The sequence below is a fragment of the Roseateles sp. GW821-FHT02E12 genome (genome assembly GCF_059421665.1).
In genome coordinates this window covers 393,486-410,745 of sequence record NZ_JBWKVK010000002.1, presented here as the reverse complement: position 1 = coordinate 410,745, position 17,260 = coordinate 393,486, and the positions used below count along the sequence as shown (strand labels likewise).

The 17,260-nt window shown below is 67.7% G+C and carries 19 protein-coding genes and 2 tRNA genes; 4 read left to right on the top strand and 17 right to left on the bottom strand.

Annotation, left to right across the window (positions count from 1 at the left end; all coding sequences use genetic code 11):
- Positions 1-41: 41 nt before the first annotated feature.
- Entirely contained in the window at positions 42-245 is a 204-nt protein-coding gene (locus AC07V5_RS12690) for a hypothetical protein (protein WP_495116034.1), read from the bottom strand.
- 128 nt (positions 246-373) lie between these two features.
- On the opposite strand from AC07V5_RS12690, the gene AC07V5_RS12685 reads away from it, so the two are divergent.
- Together AC07V5_RS12685 and AC07V5_RS12680 are read left to right on the top strand one after the other, a co-directional pair.
- The gene (locus AC07V5_RS12685; RefSeq protein ID WP_495116033.1) at positions 374-1,912 is read left to right on the top strand and encodes a glycine betaine ABC transporter substrate-binding protein; all 1,539 of its coding nucleotides are present in this window, start codon (positions 374-376) and stop codon (positions 1,910-1,912) included.
- On the top strand, positions 1,909-2,724 hold the full coding sequence (locus AC07V5_RS12680) for a substrate-binding periplasmic protein (RefSeq protein ID WP_495116032.1): 816 nt from the start codon (positions 1,909-1,911) through the stop codon (positions 2,722-2,724). The genes AC07V5_RS12685 and AC07V5_RS12680 overlap by 4 nt, the downstream gene beginning before the upstream one ends.
- 20 nt (positions 2,725-2,744) lie before the next feature.
- Here AC07V5_RS12680 and AC07V5_RS12675 read toward each other — a convergent pair whose 3' ends face one another.
- A complete protein-coding gene (locus AC07V5_RS12675) occupies positions 2,745-3,758 on the bottom strand; it encodes an MBL fold metallo-hydrolase (protein WP_495116031.1) in 1,014 nt (337 codons plus the stop codon).
- A 133-nt stretch (positions 3,759-3,891) separates the two neighbouring features.
- Here AC07V5_RS12675 and AC07V5_RS12670 point away from each other — a divergent pair, with 133 nt between their 5' ends.
- Both AC07V5_RS12670 and AC07V5_RS12665 read left to right on the top strand, forming a co-directional pair.
- A complete protein-coding gene (locus AC07V5_RS12670) occupies positions 3,892-4,836 on the top strand; it encodes a LysR family transcriptional regulator (protein WP_495116030.1) in 945 nt (314 codons plus the stop codon).
- Positions 4,837-4,930: 94 nt separating this feature from the next.
- Positions 4,931-5,719: a glycoside hydrolase family 19 protein gene (locus AC07V5_RS12665; RefSeq protein ID WP_495116029.1), complete on the top strand. Its 789-nt coding sequence runs from the start codon at positions 4,931-4,933 to the stop codon at positions 5,717-5,719.
- 92 nt (positions 5,720-5,811) lie between these two features.
- Here the strand turns inward: AC07V5_RS12665 and AC07V5_RS12660 are convergent.
- From AC07V5_RS12660 to AC07V5_RS12590, 15 genes are all read right to left on the bottom strand, one after another.
- Positions 5,812-5,887: transfer RNA gene (locus AC07V5_RS12660), tRNA-Lys, on the bottom strand.
- Between the two features lie 74 nt (positions 5,888-5,961).
- A tRNA-Lys gene (locus tag AC07V5_RS12655) sits at positions 5,962-6,037 on the bottom strand.
- Between the two features lie 79 nt (positions 6,038-6,116).
- Complete coding sequence (locus AC07V5_RS12650; RefSeq protein WP_495116028.1) at positions 6,117-6,899, bottom strand: tRNA threonylcarbamoyladenosine dehydratase; 783 nt, start codon at positions 6,897-6,899, stop codon at positions 6,117-6,119.
- On the bottom strand, positions 6,899-7,678 hold the full coding sequence (gene ybgF, locus AC07V5_RS12645) for a tol-pal system protein YbgF (protein WP_495116027.1): 780 nt from the start codon (positions 7,676-7,678) through the stop codon (positions 6,899-6,901). The genes AC07V5_RS12650 and ybgF overlap by 1 nt, the downstream gene beginning before the upstream one ends.
- Positions 7,678-8,217: a peptidoglycan-associated lipoprotein Pal gene (gene pal / locus AC07V5_RS12640; protein ID WP_495116026.1), complete on the bottom strand. Its 540-nt coding sequence runs from the start codon at positions 8,215-8,217 to the stop codon at positions 7,678-7,680. The genes ybgF and pal overlap by 1 nt, the downstream gene beginning before the upstream one ends.
- 102 nt (positions 8,218-8,319) lie before the next feature.
- Positions 8,320-9,615, bottom strand: a complete 1,296-nt coding sequence (gene tolB / locus AC07V5_RS12635) for a Tol-Pal system beta propeller repeat protein TolB (protein ID WP_495116025.1) — start codon at positions 9,613-9,615, stop codon at positions 8,320-8,322.
- 70 nt (positions 9,616-9,685) lie between these two features.
- Entirely contained in the window at positions 9,686-11,179 is a 1,494-nt protein-coding gene (gene rng / locus AC07V5_RS12630; RefSeq protein ID WP_495116024.1) for a ribonuclease G, read from the bottom strand.
- A gap of 55 nt (positions 11,180-11,234) precedes the next feature.
- Positions 11,235-11,849: a Maf family protein gene (locus AC07V5_RS12625; RefSeq protein ID WP_495116023.1), complete on the bottom strand. Its 615-nt coding sequence runs from the start codon at positions 11,847-11,849 to the stop codon at positions 11,235-11,237.
- Positions 11,846-12,313 carry a 23S rRNA (pseudouridine(1915)-N(3))-methyltransferase RlmH gene (gene rlmH / locus AC07V5_RS12620; protein WP_056198982.1) on the bottom strand — a complete coding sequence of 156 codons (468 nt, stop codon included), beginning with the start codon at positions 12,311-12,313 and terminating at the stop codon, positions 11,846-11,848. Before rlmH ends, AC07V5_RS12625 begins: the two co-directional genes overlap by 4 nt.
- On the bottom strand, positions 12,313-13,086 hold the full coding sequence (gene rsfS, locus AC07V5_RS12615; RefSeq protein ID WP_495116022.1) for a ribosome silencing factor: 774 nt from the start codon (positions 13,084-13,086) through the stop codon (positions 12,313-12,315). The genes rlmH and rsfS overlap by 1 nt, the downstream gene beginning before the upstream one ends.
- Entirely contained in the window at positions 13,087-13,674 is a 588-nt protein-coding gene (nadD, locus tag AC07V5_RS12610) for a nicotinate-nucleotide adenylyltransferase (protein WP_495116021.1), read from the bottom strand.
- The gene (gene hemF, locus AC07V5_RS12605) at positions 13,671-14,606 is read right to left on the bottom strand and encodes an oxygen-dependent coproporphyrinogen oxidase (protein ID WP_495116020.1); all 936 of its coding nucleotides are present in this window, start codon (positions 14,604-14,606) and stop codon (positions 13,671-13,673) included. The genes nadD and hemF overlap by 4 nt, the downstream gene beginning before the upstream one ends.
- Positions 14,603-15,235: a 1-acyl-sn-glycerol-3-phosphate acyltransferase gene (locus tag AC07V5_RS12600; protein ID WP_495116019.1), complete on the bottom strand. Its 633-nt coding sequence runs from the start codon at positions 15,233-15,235 to the stop codon at positions 14,603-14,605. The genes hemF and AC07V5_RS12600 overlap by 4 nt, the downstream gene beginning before the upstream one ends.
- Complete coding sequence (gene purD / locus AC07V5_RS12595) at positions 15,232-16,512, bottom strand: phosphoribosylamine--glycine ligase (RefSeq protein ID WP_495116018.1); 1,281 nt, start codon at positions 16,510-16,512, stop codon at positions 15,232-15,234. The genes AC07V5_RS12600 and purD overlap by 4 nt, the downstream gene beginning before the upstream one ends.
- On the bottom strand, positions 16,512-17,234 hold the full coding sequence (locus tag AC07V5_RS12590; protein ID WP_495116017.1) for a YebC/PmpR family DNA-binding transcriptional regulator: 723 nt from the start codon (positions 17,232-17,234) through the stop codon (positions 16,512-16,514). The genes purD and AC07V5_RS12590 overlap by 1 nt, the downstream gene beginning before the upstream one ends.
- Positions 17,235-17,260: the final 26 nt, after the last annotated feature.

Here is a 17,260-nt window from a genome sequence, read left to right as displayed (position 1 = left end):
AGCGGCCCGTGGGCCGCTGTTCCTGGATGGAGACGAGAGGTTCAGACCGTCAGGCTCAGCACCACGGCCATCAGCACCGTGCCCATGACGACGGTCGTGAACAGGCGCTCGCTGATGGCCGCGTCGATGGCTTCCAGCGAGCACAGCATGCGCAGCTTGCGGTCGGACAGCGTACGGCACTGGCGCAGATGGGCGCCCAGGCTGTCGAGATGCTGGTGCAGTGAGTGATCGGCGGCGCGGGGCATGGAGACCTCCTCTGAAACGATGTCATTAACTCTAGACAAGACGGGCCTCTGTTGCATTCGGACACGGGGGCGCTTGCATGTAGGCCCCGTCTGACACGCCGGCCTGCACGATGAGGCACGATGCCCCCATGACGACGAACCGGCTGCTCAGACTGCTGTTGACCCTGCTAACGGCGTGGTTTGCTGGCAGCACGCTGGCGGCTCCTGCGCTGCAGGTCGGCTCCAAGCGTTTCACCGAGAGCTATCTGCTGGGCGAGATCGTCACGCAGACTTTTGTCGCGCAGGGCATCACTGCCGAGCACCGCCAGGGCCTGGGCAACACGGCCATCTTGGCCGCAGCTTTGCAGCAGGGCCAGATCGACGTCTATCCCGAGTACACCGGCACCATCGTGCGCGAGCTGCTCAAGCGGGAGGCGCCCACTGATGCCCAGGCGCCGCTGGAACAGATCAACGCCTGGCTGAAGCCGCTGGGGCTGAAGGCCGGCGTGCCGCTGGGCTTCAACAACAGCTATGCGCTGGCGCTGCGCGAAGCGGACGCGGCGCGGCTGGGCATCGCGACGATCTCGGAGCTGGCCACCAAGGCACCGGCATTGAAGCTCGGCCTGTCGCATGAGTTCACGGCCCGCGCGGACGGCTGGCCGGCGCTGCAGCGCGCCTATGGCCTGAAGCTCTCGCCCGGCGCCGGGCTGGACCACGGCCTGGCCTACACGGCGCTGGCCGGCGGCCAGGTCGACCTCATCGACGTCTACACGACCGATGCGCAACTCGCCCGGCAGGCGGTGCGCGTGCTGCGCGACGACCTTGGCTTCTTCCCGCGCTATGACGCGGTGCTGCTGATGCGCGCCGCGGTCGACGAACAGCCGCTGCGGGGCCTGGCCGGGCGGCTGCCGGAAGCCACCATGATCCGGCTCAACGCGGCGGCCGAGCTGGAGGGCAAACCTTTCGCCGAGGTGGCGCGTGGTTTCCTGCAATCGGCACCACAGGCCGAGGCCGGGCACGGGCTGATGGCCCGCATGTTCGCGCCCGACTTGGGCCCGCTGCTCGCCCAGCACCTGGCCCTGGTGCTGGCCTCGCTGGCCCTGGCTGTGGCCGTGGCGGTGCCGCTGGGCATCGCGGCGCATCGCCTGCCGCGGCTGGCGCCACCGGTGATGGCCGTGGCGGGCCTGCTGCAGACGCTGCCCTCGCTCGCCCTGCTGGCGTTCCTGATCGCGCTGGTTGGCCGCATCGGCTTTGTGCCCGCCCTGTTGGCGCTGTTCGTCTATGCCTTGCTGCCCATCGTGCGCAACACCCACGCCGGCCTGCAGGCCGTGGCCGCAGGCCAGGCCCAGGCAGCGTTGGCCCTGGGCCTCACGCGCGGCCAGACGCTGCGCTTCGTCGAACTGCCGCAGGCCCTGCCGACGCTGATGGCCGGCGTGAAGACCGCCGCCGTCACCAACGTCGGCACGGCTACCGTGGCGGCGTTCGTCGGCGCGGGCGGCCTGGGCGAGCGGATCGTCGCGGGCCTGGCCGTCAACGACAGCGCGCTGATGCTGGCCGGCGCCCTGCCCGCCGCGGCGCTGGCAGTCGTCGTGCAGCTGGGTTTTGATGCGTTGGAGCGACGGGTCACGCCCAGCGGAACGCGCAGCCCGCACAATCGGACGAGAGGTTCCGGGAGTCGAGGGGCATGAACGCGAAGACGCGATCGAGCTTGTTGGTGCTGTGCTGGCTGGTGGCAGCGTCCGCCCAGGCCGGCTGCACGCGCCCCATCAACGTGCCCATGGCCTCCATCGGCTTGAGTGTCAGCTTCGAGGATGGGCGGGCCCAGGGCATCTATCCCACGATGCTGCGCGAGGTGGCTGCCAGCACCCTTTGCCAGTTCGACATCCACAAGGTGCCGCGGGCGCGACTGCAGACGCTGTTCGACGCGGGCCAGGCCGACATGCTGATCCCGGCCTCGGCCACGCCAGCGCGTGACGCGGCGGGCGAGTTCGTGCCGCTGATCCAGGTGCGGGCCAGCCTGCTGACGCTGGACGCCGAGGCCGCCGTGCCGCGCTCGCTGGCCGAACTGCTGGCCCAGCCCGACTACAAGCTCGTCGTCGTGCGCGGATTCTCTTTCGGCCCGGCCTATGACGGTGCCATCGCTACGCTGCGCCAGCGCCAGCGCCTCGTCGAGGAGGCCGACCCCAGCGGCGTCGCCCGTGCGCTGCGCCAGGGCCTGGCCCAGGCCACGGTCATGACGGCCTCCATCCTGGTCGGGACGCTGGTCATCGAGCCGGAGTTGACGCCGCTGCTGAAGCGGCTGCGCGTCGAGCCGCTGGAGGAACTGGGCTGGCACGCCAGCGGCCTGTATCTGTCGCGCCGCGGTCTCAGCGAGATCGACCGGCGCACGCTGCGCCAGGCCTTCAGCCAGGTGGCGCGCAGCGGGCGCACCTGGCAGCTCTTCAACGAGCTGCACCCGCCCGGCAGCCTGGGCGTCAGCATCCGGCCGCTGGCACCGTGACGCCCTGACGCCGCTGTCGTTCAGCGCACCTGGCTGTTGTAGTCCAGCGGCACCCACTGCCAGCCCTTGCCGGCCTGGCGTAGCCGGCCGACACCGGGGAAGCTGAAGTGCGTCGCCGCCACGAGGCTGCCATCCTTGGCCAGCTCGGCAAACACGCGTGCGCGGGTCTTGGCGGCCTGGGGCTCATCGGTGTCGAAGGCGATGGTCACCTCGGGCGAGGCCAGCTGCACCGAGGCCACATGGATGAGGTCGCCGATCAGCACCAGGCGCTGGCCCTGGTTCTCGACCGCATAGATGGCGTGGCCTGCCGTGTGGCCATGCGCCGCGATGGCGCGGATGCCGGGCACGATCTCGCCGTCACGCTCGAAGGGCTGGAAGCGGCCGGCCTGCACGTAGGGCGTCAGCGAGGCCGTGGCGCCCTGGAAGAAGCCCTTCATCTCTTTTGGCGCGGCGTCGGCGCGGGCCTGGGACAGCCAGAAGTCGGCGTCCGCCTTGTCGGCATGCACGGTGGCGTTGGGGAAGAGGCGCTGGCCGTCGGCCGAGATGCCGCCGACGTGGTCGGGGTGCATGTGGGTGATGAGGATGTCATCGACTTGCTCGGGCTGGTAGCCGGCCGCGCGGATCTGCGCCGTCAGCTTGCCCAGCGTGGGACCGAACAGCGTGCCGGCGCCGGCGTCGACCAGGACGAGGCGGCTGCCGGTGTTGATGAGCCAGGCGTTGACGGACGTTTCCAGCGGCGTCTGCTGGAAGTTCTGCTTCAGGCCTTGGGCGACACGGCCGGCCGGCGCGTGCAGGAGCTGGTCGACGGCCAGGCCGACGGTGCCGTCGCTGAGCGACGTGACCTCGAAGCTGCCCACCATCAGGCGGTACCAGCCGGGAGCCTGGGTCTTGAGCTGAGGCGCGGCGGCCTCGGCGGGCGCGGGCAGCGTCGCAGCGGTCAGGCCGGCCAGGGCCAGCACGGCCGCGATCGCCAGGCGGCCGAGAGCCACCTGGCGGCGGCGGGAGGGAGTCGGGAAGGGGGTGGAGGAGTTCATCTTCGGCTTTCTGGTGGGCGGCGGGCCGCGTCGGAGAGGGGTTGTTTCGCGAACGGGGTGGATTGTTTTGTTTTGCGTTTTCCAGAACAATCACACCAAACGCAAACAGAACTTGCGAATTTCGCAAAACTCAATGATCGAATCCTTCGAGACCTTTCTTGCCGTTGCAGCGGCTGGCAGCTTTTCCGAAGTCGCACGCCGCCAGGATGTGGCCGTGTCGTCGGTGACACGCAAGATCGATTCACTGGAGTCGGAGCTGGGGTCCAAGCTCTTCCATCGCAGCCCGCGTCGCCTGACGCTGACGGACGCCGGCGAGCAGTTCCTGCCGCGGGCCCGCCACATCCTGGGCGAGCTGGCCGGCGCCAAGGAGGCGATCAACGCGAGCGACGCCGAGCCGCGCGGGCAGCTGACGGTGACGGCACCGACGGTCTTCGGCCGCCGCCATGTCGTCAGCGCCCTGGCCAGCTTCCTGCGCCGCTACCCGGACATCGAGGTCGACCTGCATCTCATCGACCAGATCGTCGACCTGTCGGAGCAACGCATGGACGTGGCCATCCGCATCGGCCTGCTGCCTGACAGCGACTTGCGCGCGACGAAGTTAGCGCAGATTCGCTTCGTCACCTGCGCCAGCCCGGCCTACCTCGCCCGCGCCGGCCATCCCCGCTCACCCGAGGACCTGCTGCAGCACGACTGCATCACCGTCGCGTCGCCCCCCGCGCCCAGCTTCCTGTGGCGATACCCCGGCGTGAACCGCAACCAGCCGCTGCCCGTGCATGGCCGCTACCGCAGCGACGACAAGGACGGCATGCTCCAGGCCGCGTTGCAGGGCCTGGGCGTGTTGCACATGGCCACCTGGGTCGTCTGCGAGCACCTGCGCTCCGGCGAACTGGTGGCATTGTTCCCCGAGGAAGCCAACGCCGCTGCGCCACCGGACATGCCCGCCATCCACGCGGTGCGCCTGCCCGGCCGCAGCCATGCAACCAAGGCCCGGCTCTTCATCGACCATCTGCGCGCGGAGATCGGCGAAACGCCGTGGTGGGACCGCTTGCTCCAGCAAGGCGACGCCGTGGCGGCTTGAGAGGCGTGCCGCCCTCGTCCTGCCGATTGGGGATTCGCCGCTGGCAGCAGGCGCATAAGGTGCGTAGCTATTCCTTCCCCACGGAGAAGCTGCAATGTGCATTGCCAAAAGCGTCGGGCTTGGTGCCCGCAACGATGTCGCCGACGTTCGCATCGTCCAGACGCTGCTCAACCTGAACAGCGAGGCCTGGAGCGGCGCGGCGCTTGTCCAGTTGGGCGTTGACGGGCAGATCGGCCCCAACACCATCGAAGCGATCCGCACCTTCGAGACCCGGGCCATGGGCCTGTCGGAGTCGGACGGCCTCGTCACCCCCGGCGATGCCACGATGGCCAGGCTGCTGGCCGGCCTGCCCCCGGGCGCGACGAAGGAGAAGCTGGGCGTCGTGATGCCGCGCGCGATGCCCAAGCGCATCGACCTGTACTACGAGCCCCTGGTCAAGGGCATGACCCGCTACGGCATCGACACGCCAAGACAGATCGCCCACTTCATCGCCCAGCTGGCGCACGAGTCGGGTTCTCTGCTCTACAACGAGGAACTGGCCAGCGGCAGCGCCTATGAGGGCCGCACGGATCTCGGCAACAACCAGCCTGGCGACGGCGTGCGCTTCAAGGGCCGCGGCCTGATCCAGCTCACCGGCCGCAACAACTACCGGGACTACAGCCAGTACACCGGCGTCGACTACGTCGCCGACCCCACCCGCTTGGCCATCGACCCGTTCGCCTGCGTGGATGTCGCCTGCTGGTTCTGGCAGTCACGCAAGATCGGCCCGCTGGCCGAGGCCGACGACGCTAAGGCGGTCACCAAGCGCATCAATGGCGGCTACAACGGGCTGGACGATCGCCTGGAGCATCTCGCACGGGCAAAGGCCTTGCTGGGCCTTTGACATCGAGCCAAGCCCACGATCCAGACTGGCGATCCAAGGGGGCAAGAAAAAAGGACTTGCCTCGCGGCAAGTCCTTGTTTCGTTCTTAATTTTGGTGGGCCCTGAGTGACTCGAACACTCGACCTACGGATTAAGAGTCCGCTGCTCTACCAACTGAGCTAAGAGCCCTTTGATTCAACTAGGTGTACCTAGCTAAGCCAAATATTGTAACGTTGATTCCTTCGAATCACCGCCAGAAATTCTGGTGGGACGTGCAGGATTCGAACCTGCGACCAACGGATTAAAAGTCCGCTGCTCTACCGACTGAGCTAACGTCCCGTGTCAAGCAGAGCCTGCCATTGTAGGCAGGTTTTTTAAGCTTCTGCAAGACTTTTTTCGTTTTAGCCGGTCAGCTCTTTCATGGAGCCGGACGAATCAGATGCAGGCGCTGCAATTCGGCCGCCGCGCACAGGCCAAAGGTTGCCGTGACGGTGACGCTGGAGCCGTAGCCATGGCAGTTCAGGCTGCCATCGACATCACAGGCTTCGCCCTCGCCTTGCTGCGGCAGGTGCACCGGCTCACTGGAGTAGACACAAGCCACACCCATCTTGCCCGTGCGCGGCGCGGCGTGGTGCTTGCGCAGGCGTTGGCGCAGCGAAGCGAGCAGCGGGTCGTGCGTCGTCGCGGCAAGGTCGTCGAGCTGCACGCGATGCGGTTCGCGCTTGCCACCTGCAGCGCCGACGGTGACGAAAGGCAGGCCGCGATCGCGGGCCCAGGCTGCCAGCGTGGCCTTGGCGCGGATCTGGTCACAGCAGTCGATGAGACCGTCGAACTCGGCATCGCCGATGAGAGCCGGCCAGTTGTCGGGCTCGACGAATTCCTCGATGACGCGCACCGTGCAGCCCGGGTGGATGTCGGCGATGCGCAGCCGGAGCGCCTCGGCCTTGGCCATGCCAACGGTCGAGCCTAACGCCTGGATCTGGCGGTTGATGTTGGATTCGGAAACCTGATCGAGATCGATCAAGGTCAGCTCGGCAGCGCCGCTGCGCGCCAGTGCTTCAACGGCCCAGGAACCGACACCCCCCAGGCCCACGACCGCGAATCTCGCGTTGCGCAGGCGCTGGTAGGCGGCGTCCCCATGCAGGCGGCGCAGGCCGCCAAAGCGACGCTCCAGATCAGCGTCGAGCTGATCTGTCGTCATTACTTCAGCGCAGCCAGGCGCTCTTTGCCCGCTTGCGCTGCTTCGGTGCCGGGGTAGGCCTTGATGAGGTCTTCAAGACTGCGGCGGGCAGCCTTGTTGTCCTTCAGCTCGATCTGGCAGTTGGCCAGCGCGAGCAGCGCTTCGCCGGCGCGCGGGTGGTCGGGGTTGCCGGCGATGAAGGTCTTGAAGGTCGCAATGGCGTCCTTGTAGTCGCGCTTGCCGTACTGGGCGTTGCCGAGCCAGAAGCGCACCGAGTCGGTGTAACCGCTGGCGGAGTAGCGCTTCAGGAAGGCATTGAGCGCAGCCACTGCTTCCGGGAAATCGCCGCGGCGCACGAGGCCGATGGCGGCTTCGTACTGGTTGCGCTCGTCCGGGTTGACCTGGAACTCGCGGCCATCGAGGCTGACCTTCTGCGGCTCCAGCGGCTTCAGCCGCGCTTCGACGGACTGCGACTGATCGGTCAGCTTGCGCTGGGTGTCGGACAGGTCGCGGGCGAGTTGCTCGTTGGCGCCGCGCAGTTTGGCGATCTCGGCGCGCAGGGCGTCGATCTGGCCGTTCAGATCCAGCATGCTGCGGCGCAGCGGCTGGAGCTGATCCTGCACGAGCGCGTTGAGCTGCTCGGCCCGCTGCTTGGCAGCGTCCTCGTTGGCCTGGACCTTGGCGCGCAGTTCGATGATGGCCTTGCGGGCTTCGTCATCCTCGAACAGGCCCGCGCGGGCCGGCTGCATGAAGGCTAAGCCTGCAGCCAGGGCGACAAACGACAGACGCAAACCGCGCATCACTTGTCCTTGAGCTCAACGCGGCGGTTCTTGGCCCAGGCTTCTTCAGTGCCACCTTGCACGGCAGGGCGCTCCTTGCCGAAGCTGACGGCTTCGACCTGAGCAGCACCCACGCCCAGCAGCGTCAGCGACTTGGCGACGGCTTCGGCACGACGCTGGCCCAGGGCCAGGTTGTACTCGCGGCCACCGCGCTCGTCGGTGTGGCCTTCGAGGTTCAGAGCCGCCTTCTTGTTGGCGTTCAGGCGCTTGGCGTGCAGGTCGACCAGGGGGCGGTACTCTTCCTTGACGACGTCGCTGTCGAAGTCGAAGTAGACGACGCGATTGGCACCCTTGTTGACTTCCTGGGTGTACTGGCTGAACAGGTCAACCGTCGGCACGGCAGTCTGCGCGGGTGCCACGGGCTGTTGAGCTTGCGTCGCCACGGGCGGCGTCGGCTGACGCGTCTCGACCGGCGCGGGCTCGTCCAGCTTGACGGCAGAACCGCAGCCAGCCAAGGCGGCGGCGGCAATCAGGGTAAGCGCATAGCGGGTCAGTTTCATTCGAGGGGTCTCCACAACAGACGGGGGGCGGGGAATGGGATACACGGCGCCGCCAGCGGCGCGAGCGCGTGATTGTCCAACATGGTGCGAACTGTCAAGTTACTAGCGTGTAAACGGACCCCAGGTGGGTTCGCGCACCTCGGCCAGCGTCACGAGCAACGGTGTCTTGATCTTGCCGTCCAGCGTCGTCGTCATCAGCACTTCCTTGCCGCCGGCACGGCTGGCGTAGACGATGAGCTTGCCGTTGGGCGAGAAGGCGGGGCTCTCGTCGTCGTTGGCTTCGCTGATCTGCTGCGACTGGCCGGTACCGAGGTCCATCACGGAGAGGCGGAATGCGCCGCTGACCCGCGTGATGTAGGCCAGCGTGCGGCCATCAGGACTGACGGCGGGGCTGATGTTGTAGTTGCCGCCGAAGGTCACGCGTTCGGCTGCGCCGCCGCTGGCGGGCATGCGGTAGATCTGTGGGCCGCCGCCGCGGTCGCTCACGAAGTAGATCTTGCTGCCGTCGGGCGAGTAGCAGGCCTCGGTGTCGATGGAGCCGCTCTGCGTCAGGCGGCGCGAACCCGAGCCGTCGCGGTTGATGACGAAGAGCTGGGTGCCGCCCTCGCGCGACAGGCTGAGGACGAGTTGCTGGCCATCGGGCGACCAGGCCGGCGCGCTGTTCGTGCCCTTGAAATCGGCCAGCACGCGGCGCTGGCCGGTCTGCACGTCCTGGACGCGCACCGTGGCCTTGCGGCTTTCGAAGCTCACGTAGGCCAGCTCGCGGCCGTTGGGCGCCCAGGCGGGCGAGATGATGGGCTCGGGGCTCGTCAGCGCGACCTTGGCGCCCTCGCCGTCCGCGTCGGCCACGATGAGGCTGTAGCGCGGGCCGGCCTTGGTGACGTAGGCCATGCGCGTGGCGAACACGCCGCGCTCGCCCGTGAGCTTTTGGTAGATGGTGTCGGCAATGCGGTGAGCCGCCAAGCGGGCATCGTCCGGATGCACGGCATGGGCTTCGCCGACGAGCTCCGTGCCCTTGACGACGTCCCAGAGCTTGAAGCGGATGTCGAGCCGGCCGTCGGCCAGGCGGTTGACGGAGCCGGCCGCGAGGGCGTCGGCCTGGCGGGCGCGCCAGTCGGGCCAGACCGGGCTGCTCGTCTCGTTCAAGGCCCCGGGCGCGTCGACGCTGCGGAACTGGCCGCTGCGCTCCAGGTCGGCGCGCACGATGGCCGCGATGGGCTGGGGTGACTTGGATTCGTCGCGGAAATCGACGATGGCCACCGGCACGCGCGTGCCGCCAACACCGGAGATGTCGATGCGGACCTGGGCCAGCGCAGGGCCGGCACTGAATGCGGCTGAGAGGAAGGCAAGGGCCGCTAGGGTGCGGCGGCGGGAGACGTATGCGAAGGCTTCGAGCATGGCGCACGATTTTGCCGCAGGCGCGCGAGTTGTAACGTCGGACAAGGCCGCGTCGGCGTGGCCGGACCGCTCAGAGCAGCACGATGTCGTAATGCTCGGTCTGGTTGGTCGGCTCGGCGGTCAGCGAGATGGGCTTGCCGATGAAGTCCGACAGGCCTGCCAGGTGGGCGCTTTCCTCGTCGAGCATCATCTCCACGACGTTGGCCGCCGCGACGACGCGGAACTCCCGGGGCGAGAACTGGCGCGCCTCGCGCAAGATCTCGCGCAGGATGTCGTAGCAGACCGAACGCGCCGTCTTCACCTGGCCGCGGCCCTCGCAGGTCGGGCAGGGTTCGCAAAGCATGCGCGCCAGCGATTCGCGCGTGCGCTTGCGTGTCATCTCCACCAGGCCCAGCTGCGTGAAGCCGCCGACGGTCACCTTGGTGCGGTCGCGGCCCAGCTGCTTGCGGAACTCGGCAAGCACTGCCACCTTGTGCTCATCGCGGGTCATGTCGATGAAGTCGACAATGATGATGCCGCCCAGGTTGCGCAGGCGCAGCTGGCGCGCGATGGAACCCGCCGCCTCGAGGTTGGTCTTGAAGATCGTGTCGTCGAAGTTCTTGGCGCCGACGAAGCCGCCGGTGTTGACGTCGATGGTCGTCATCGCCTCGGTCTGGTCGAACACCAGCGAACCGCCGGACTTCAGCTCGACCTTGCGCGCCAAGGCGCGCGCGATCTCCGCGTCGACATTGCACAGATCGAAGATGGGCCGCTCACCGCGGTAATGCTCCAGCTTGGCCGTGACGGCAGGCATGAAGGTTTCGCCAAAGGTCCGCAGCACGTCGTACTGCATCTTGGAGTCGATGCGGATGGAGCCGGTGCGCTCGCTCGTCAGGTCGCGCAGCACCCGCTCGACGAGGCTCAGATCCTGGTGCAGCAGGCTGCCGGCCGGCGTGGTCAGCGCCCCCGCGCGAATCCGCCCCCAGGTCAAGCGCAGATAGGCGATGTCGGCGCCCAGTTCCTCGTCGCTCGCATCCTCGGCATTGGTACGCAGGATGAAGCCGCCGCCACCGCCCTGCTCCTTCGTGCCCACCAGCGCCACCATGCGCGCCCGCAGCGCCTCTCGGGCCTCGGGCGAGCCGATCTTCTGGCTGATGCCGATGTGCTCGTCCTGCGGCAGATAGACCAGCATGCGCCCGGCAATGCTGATCTGGCTGGACAGGCGCGCGCCCTTGGTGCCGATCGGGTCCTTGATGACCTGCACCGTCAACGGCTGGCCTTCGAAGAGCAGGCGCTCGATCGGCGTCGGCGGCACATCCGTGCCGTGTGCGCTCTGATGCCTGCCATGACCGAACTGCGAGGCGCTGTGCAGGTCGGCCACATGCAGAAAGGCGGCGCGCTCCAGGCCGATATCGATGAAGGCGGACTGCATGCCGGGCAGCACCCGCACCACCTTGCCGAGATAGACGTTACCGACCAGGCCCCGCTCCAACGTGCGCTCGACGTGCAACTCCTGCACGGCGCCGTTCTCGACCACGGCCACCCGCGTCTCTTGCGGCGACCAGTTGATCAGGATGTCTTCCATCGCGAACCTTTGAATGCTGATGCGTGCCTCCGTGCCGAGCGGCACGCATCAAAACTCAGAACTCGAAACCGAATTGTTCTAGCAGCTGCGCCACCTCAAAGAGGGGCAACCCCATGATGCCCGAGTAGCTGCCGGCAATCTTCACGATCCAGGCCGCCGCCTGGCTCTGGATGGCATAGGCGCCCGCCTTGCCGAAGGGTTCGCGGCTGGCGACGTAGCGTTCGATCTGTGCGGTGGAGAGCGGTGCGAACTCCACGTGGGAGACGCTCAGCGTTGCCGCGCGGCGCGAATTGCCAGCCCTGGCATCGGCAACCGCCACCGCGGTAATGACACGGTGGCTGCGACCGGACAGCAGGGTGAGTATGCGCTGTGCATCGGCCTCGTCTTCGGGCTTGCCGAGGATGAGGTCATCGACGGCGACCGTCGTGTCCGCGCACAGGATGGGCGCCGCGGCCAAGCCGCGCGCGGCCAGACGCGCCAGGGCCGCGTCCAGCTTGGCCGCGGTGACGCGGGCGCAGTAGGCCTCGGGCAGTTCACCGGGCAGAACCACTTCCAGCGCCTCGGCATCTTCATCGGCGCCGGGCAGCAGCAGCTCATGCGCCACGCCGATCTGCTCCAGCAGCTGGCGGCGGCGCGGGCTTTGCGAGGCGAGGTAGATGAATCCGGTCATTCGCGGTGATAGGGGTGGCCGGTCGTCACGGTCCACGCGCGGTACAGGCCTTCAGCCAGCAGCACGCGGGCGAAAGCGTGGGGCAGCGTCAGGTCGGACAGGCGCAGCGTCTCGTCGGCCGTGGCTTTCAAGTCGGGATGCAGGCCGTCAGGCCCGCCGATGATGAGCGCCGCATCGCGGCCCTCGCCCATCCACAGCTTGAGTCGCTCGGCCAGCTGCACGGAGGTGCGGCGCTCGCCGCGCTCGTCCAGGATGATGCGGCGCACGCCTTTCGGCAAAGCCGCCTCAATGCGCGCCGCCTCGGCGGCCATCAGTTGCTCGGCCGTCTTGCTGCCCCGCGTCTCGGCCTTGACGGCTTTCAGTTCGAGCTTGAGCTCGGGCGGAAAGCGCTTGGCAAAGTCCTCGTAGGCGGTGTCGGCCCAGGCCGGCTGGCGCTGGCCGACGGCGACGAGGAAGAGGCGCATCAGCCCTTTTTCGGAGACGCGCGGCCGGCGGGTTTGGCAGGCGCGCGGGGTGCTGCCTTGGCGGCCGGCTTGGCAGCAGGCGTGATCCGCTTGGCAGTTGCCGCCTTGCCGACGCCCTGGCCAGCGCCGACCTTCACGGTCTTGACGGGTGCTGCAGTCTTCACGCCCACGCTGCGGGTCACGCCCTTCTTGGGCGCCTGAGTGCCCGCGGCGGCCTTCTTGGCAACCGCCTTCTTGGCCGCTGCCGATGGCACCGCTTTGTTGGCGCTCACCTTGGCTGCAGTTTTGGGCGCCGGTTTCGCCGAAGATTTGGGCGCAGGTTTGGGCGCCGCCCTGGCTGTGATGGGCTTGGACGCCGTGGCCTTGCGCGCCGTCTTGACCGGTGCGGCAGCGGGCTCCTCGGAGGCCTTGACCAGCCGGGTCTCGGTGCTGCCGAGCTTGAGCTTGACGGGCTTGTCACCCCAGATCTCTTCGAGGTGGTAGTAGTCGCGGATGGCGGGTTGCATCACGTGGACGACGGCGGCGCCGCAGTCCACGATGATCCATTCGCCGTTGTCCTCGCCCTCGGTACGCATGACCTGCATGCCACGGCCTTTGACGGTTTCACGCACGCTGGACGCGAGGGCCTTGGTCTGCCGATTGCTCGTGCCGGACGCGATGATGACGCGCTCGAACAAGGGCGACAGATGCTCGGTGTTGAACACAACGATGTTCTGGGCCTTGACGTCTTCGAGACCATCGACGATGGCTCGTTGCAGCTTACGAATGTCCATTCAGTACTTCTTCTCGTAGAGGCGGTGCGAGGCAATATAGCTCGCCACCTCGGCGCCCACCATGGGGCTGATGTCCTGGCCACGGGCGACGGCGTCGCGCACGGCGGTGGACGAAAGGGGTAATTCGGGTAGCGAAAGCACCTGCAGGCGGTGCGCGGGCAGGCCTGGCGGCGTGACGACAGCCTCACCGGCGCGCGGCACAACCACCAGCGTTGCCAGCGACGTGACGGTCTCGACCTGGTACCAACTCGGCAGCCGCGCGTACTGGTCCTGGCCGAAGAGAAACATCAGCTCGGCGCCAGCGTTCTGGCTGGCGAACTCGCGCAGCGTGTCGGCCGTGAAGCTGGGGCCGCGGCGGTGCAGCTCGCGCTCGTCGAGCACGAAACGCGGCTCGCCGGCGATGAGCCGTTTGATCATGCCGGCGCGATGCACGGCGGCGGCCATGATCTGGTCGGGCTTCTGCCATTGCCGGCCGGCGGGCAGCCAAACCATGCGATCGGGCGCCAACGCGTCCAGCGCGAAGCGGGCGAAGGCCAGGTGGCCGAGATGGGGCGGGTCGAAACTACCGCCGAAGAGGGCAAGCTTCATAGCCACAGCGCCGTGGGAACTTCATCGGCCCAGTCGCGCGGGCGCAGGAAGTCGCTGTACAGCCGCGCTTCCAGCGTGCCCGGCTCGGGCGCCCAGTCGTAGCGCCATTTCACCTGGGGGGGCATGGACATCAGGATGGACTCAGTGCGCCCACCGGATTGCAGGCCGAACAGCGTACCGCGGTCCCAGACGAGGTTGAACTCGACATAGCGGCCACGGCGATAGGCCTGGAAGTCGCGCTCGCGCTCGCTGTAGGCGTAGCCCTGGCGGCGCTCGACGATAGGCAGGTAGGCGCCGATGAAGGCATCGCCAACGGAGCGGATCAACGCAAAGCCGGCATCGAAGCCGCCCTCGTTGAAGTCATCGAAGAAGATGCCGCCGATGCCGCGCGGCTCCTGGCGGTGCTTCAGGAAGAAGTAGTCGTCGCACCAGGTCTTGAACTTCGGATACAGCTCGGCGCCATGGGGCGCCAGCGCGTCGCGGCAGGTGCGGTGGAAGGCTTGAGCGTCGCGCTCGTAGCCGTAATAGGGCGTCAGGTCCATGCCGCCGCCGAACCAGGTCACGGCCGGCAGCCCGGGCGGCAGGGCCGCGAACATGCGCACATTCATGTGCACCGTCGGCACGAAGGGGTTGTGCGGGTGCATGACCAGCGACACACCCATGGCCTCGAAGGGAGCGCCAGCCAGTTCGGGGCGGTGCTGCGTCGCCGAGGGCGGCAGCACGCGGCCCTTCACGTGCGAGAAGTTGACGCCGCCGCGCTCGAACACCGCACCACCTTCGATGAGGCGCGACAGGCCATCGCCTTCCAGCCGGCCGCCGGGCTCGCGCGTCCAGCCGTCGCTGGCGAAGGCATTGCCGTCGGCCGCCTCCAGCGCGGTGACGATGCGCTGCTGCAGGTCGAGCAGATAGTCGCGAACGGCTTGGGTGTTCATGTGCGCGGGCGGATGGGGCTGGCCAGCTCGGGTCGCTTGCCGACGCGCGGGCCGAGGTAGGCGGCAAAGGCGGCGAAGTCGGCCTGCACGTCGCCGGTCAGCATGACAAAGCGCGTCACCGAGACAACGCGCTGCTGGAAATCGAAATAGCACAGGCCCACGGGCACACCGGCCTGCACGGCCACCTGGTAGGCACCCGTGCGCCAGCCGCTCTTCAGCGAGCGCGTGCCCTCGGGTGCGGCGGCCAGCCAGAAGCGCTCACCGCGCGCCGCGGCGGCCTTCATCTGGCTCACCGTGTCGGCCACGATGCCATGCGGGCTGCTGCGGTCCACGCCGACGCCACCGATCCAACGCATCCAGTGGCCGATCAACGGCGCCTTGAACAGACTGTCCTTGCCCCAGAAGCGCAGCTGGATGCCGACGGCCCACTTGGCCATCAGGCCGATGACGAAGTCCCAGTTGGAGGTGTGCGGGTAGACGAGGATGACGCCCTGCTCCGCCGGCACGCCGGGTGCGTCCACCGTCCAGCCGAACAGGCCCAGCACCCAGCGCGCCAAGGCGCTGGACGGGCCATGCGGGCGCAGTGGCCCGGTCAGGACAGCTGGCTGGATGACGGAAGCTGGGCTCAACGCTTGATGGCCCGGTGGCCGATGTCGGAACGGTACTGGCGGCCAGCGAACTGGATGCCCGCGGCCAGCTCATAGGCGCGTTGGGCAGCCGTGCGCACGGATTCACCCAGGGCCGTCACGCAAAGCACGCGGCCGCCGCTGGTCACAAGACCCCCATCAGCCATCGCCGTGCCAGCGTGGAAGACCATGGCCTCGTCCTCGTCGTCGGGCAGGTCGGTGATGGCGTCGCCCTTGCGCGGGGTGAGCGGGTAGCCCTCGGCCGCCAGCACGACGCCCAAGGCCACACGGCGGTCCCACTGCAGTTCGACCTCGTCCAGCGTGCCGTCAGTGGCATGCATCATCAGCTCGAAGAGATCACTCTTGAGCCGCATCATGATGGGCTGGGTCTCGGGGTCGCCCATGCGGGTGTTGAACTCGACGGTGCGCGGCTGGCCGTGCTCGTCGATCATCAGCCCGGCATACAGGAAGCCCGTGAAGGGGTGGCCGTCGCGAGCCATGCCGGCAATGGTCGGCTGGATGATCTCGTGCATGACCTTGGCATGCACGTTGGGCGTGACGACCGGCGCGGGCGAGTAGGCGCCCATGCCACCGGTGTTGGGGCCTTCGTCGCCGTCGAGCAGGCGCTTGTGGTCCTGGCTGGTGGCCAGCGACACGACCTGCTTGCCGTCGCAGACGACGATGAAGCTGGCTTCCTCGCCTTCCAGGAAGTCCTCGATGACGACACGCGCGCCCCCGGCGTTGTGCGTCACGCCGAGCTTGTTGTCTTCAAGAATCCACGAGATCGCCTCGTGGGCTTCTGCCAACGTCATCGCGACGACGACGCCCTTGCCCGCCGCCAGGCCGTCGGCCTTGATGACGATGGGCGCGCCGCGGCTGTCCACGTAGGCGTGGGCGGCGGCCGGGTCGGTGAAGGTCTCGTAGGCGGCCGTGGGGATGCCGTGGCGCTTCATGAAATCCTTGGCGAAGGCCTTGGAGCTTTCGAGCTGGGCGGCGGCCTTGGTCGGGCCGAAGATGCGCAGGCCGCGCGAGCGGAACTCGTCGACGACGCCAGCGGCCAGCGCCGCCTCGGGGCCCACGACGGTCAGCGTGATCTTCTGTTCGACGGCGAAGTCGGCCAGCGCCTTCACGTCGGTGATGGGCACGTTCTCCAGCCGCTCATCGCGGGCGGTGCCGCCGTTGCCGGGCGCAACGAACACCTGACTGACGCGTTCGCCCTGGGCCAGTTTCCAGGCCAGGGCATGTTCGCGGCCGCCATTGCCAATGACTAGGACTCGCATCAATTCAGCTCGGCGTTGTGATAGACGGCTTGCGTGTCATCGAGGTCTTCGATGACATCCAGCAGCTTTTGCATGCGTTCGGCGTCTTCGCCGGTCAGCTCGATGGTGTTCTCTGCGCGCATCGTCACTTCGGCCAGTTCCGGCACCAGGCCGGCGGCTTCCAGCGCAGCCTTGACGACTTCGTAGTCGGCGGGCGAGGTCAGCACCTCGATGGCGCCGTCGTCACCGGTGAGGACATCCTCGGCCCCAGCGTCCAGCGCCACTTCCATGACCTTGTCTTCCGACGTGCCCGGCGCGAACAGCAGCTGGCCGCAATGCTTGAACTGGAAGGCCACCGAGCCGTCCGTGCCCATGTTGCCGCCGTACTTGCTGAAGGCGTGGCGCACCTCGGCCACGGTGCGGACGCGGTTGTCCGTCATCGTGTCGATCATGATGGCCGCACCGGCGATGCCATAGCCTTCGTAGCGGATTTCTTCATAGGTCAGGCCGTCGATGTTGCCGCTGGCCTTGTCGATGTTGTACTTGATCCGGTCGGCCGGCATGTTGGCCGCCTTGGCCTTGTCGACAGCCAGACGCAGGCGCGGGTTGTCCTTGATGTCGGGCCCACCCTGGCGCGCCGCGACCGTGATCTCACGGATGATTCGCGTCCAGATCTTGCCGCGCTTCTCGTCCTGGCGGCCTTTGCGGTGTTGGATATTGGCCCATTTGGAATGACCAGCCATATGTTTGGCTCCTGGCAGACGGCATC

Excerpts from the sequence above, each read along its gene's own strand:
- hemF (WP_495116020.1), bottom strand. The coding sequence starts at position 14,606 with ATGAACACCCAAGCCGTTCGCGACTATCTGCTCGACCTGCAGCAGCGC.
- AC07V5_RS12685 (WP_495116033.1), top strand. The coding sequence starts at position 374 with ATGACGACGAACCGGCTGCTCAGACTGCTGTTGACCCTGCTAACGGCG.
- AC07V5_RS12625 (WP_495116023.1), bottom strand. The coding sequence starts at position 11,849 with ATGACCGGATTCATCTACCTCGCCTCGCAAAGCCCGCGCCGCCGCCAG.
- nadD (WP_495116021.1), bottom strand. The coding sequence starts at position 13,674 with ATGAAGCTTGCCCTCTTCGGCGGTAGTTTCGACCCGCCCCATCTCGGC.
- AC07V5_RS12675 (WP_495116031.1), bottom strand. The coding sequence starts at position 3,758 with ATGAACTCCTCCACCCCCTTCCCGACTCCCTCCCGCCGCCGCCAGGTG.
- AC07V5_RS12690 (WP_495116034.1), bottom strand. The coding sequence starts at position 245 with ATGCCCCGCGCCGCCGATCACTCACTGCACCAGCATCTCGACAGCCTG.
- AC07V5_RS12670 (WP_495116030.1), top strand. The coding sequence starts at position 3,892 with ATGATCGAATCCTTCGAGACCTTTCTTGCCGTTGCAGCGGCTGGCAGC.
- AC07V5_RS12650 (WP_495116028.1), bottom strand. The coding sequence starts at position 6,899 with ATGACGACAGATCAGCTCGACGCTGATCTGGAGCGTCGCTTTGGCGGC.
- rng (WP_495116024.1), bottom strand. The coding sequence starts at position 11,179 with ATGGAAGACATCCTGATCAACTGGTCGCCGCAAGAGACGCGGGTGGCC.
- pal (WP_495116026.1), bottom strand. The coding sequence starts at position 8,217 with ATGAAACTGACCCGCTATGCGCTTACCCTGATTGCCGCCGCCGCCTTG.
- rsfS (WP_495116022.1), bottom strand. The coding sequence starts at position 13,086 with ATGGACATTCGTAAGCTGCAACGAGCCATCGTCGATGGTCTCGAAGAC.
- ybgF (WP_495116027.1), bottom strand. The coding sequence starts at position 7,678 with ATGCGCGGTTTGCGTCTGTCGTTTGTCGCCCTGGCTGCAGGCTTAGCC.
- AC07V5_RS12665 (WP_495116029.1), top strand. The coding sequence starts at position 4,931 with ATGTGCATTGCCAAAAGCGTCGGGCTTGGTGCCCGCAACGATGTCGCC.
- rlmH (WP_056198982.1), bottom strand. The coding sequence starts at position 12,313 with ATGCGCCTCTTCCTCGTCGCCGTCGGCCAGCGCCAGCCGGCCTGGGCC.
- AC07V5_RS12590 (WP_495116017.1), bottom strand. The coding sequence starts at position 17,234 with ATGGCTGGTCATTCCAAATGGGCCAATATCCAACACCGCAAAGGCCGC.
- purD (WP_495116018.1), bottom strand. The coding sequence starts at position 16,512 with ATGCGAGTCCTAGTCATTGGCAATGGCGGCCGCGAACATGCCCTGGCC.
- AC07V5_RS12680 (WP_495116032.1), top strand. The coding sequence starts at position 1,909 with ATGAACGCGAAGACGCGATCGAGCTTGTTGGTGCTGTGCTGGCTGGTG.
- tolB (WP_495116025.1), bottom strand. The coding sequence starts at position 9,615 with ATGCTCGAAGCCTTCGCATACGTCTCCCGCCGCCGCACCCTAGCGGCC.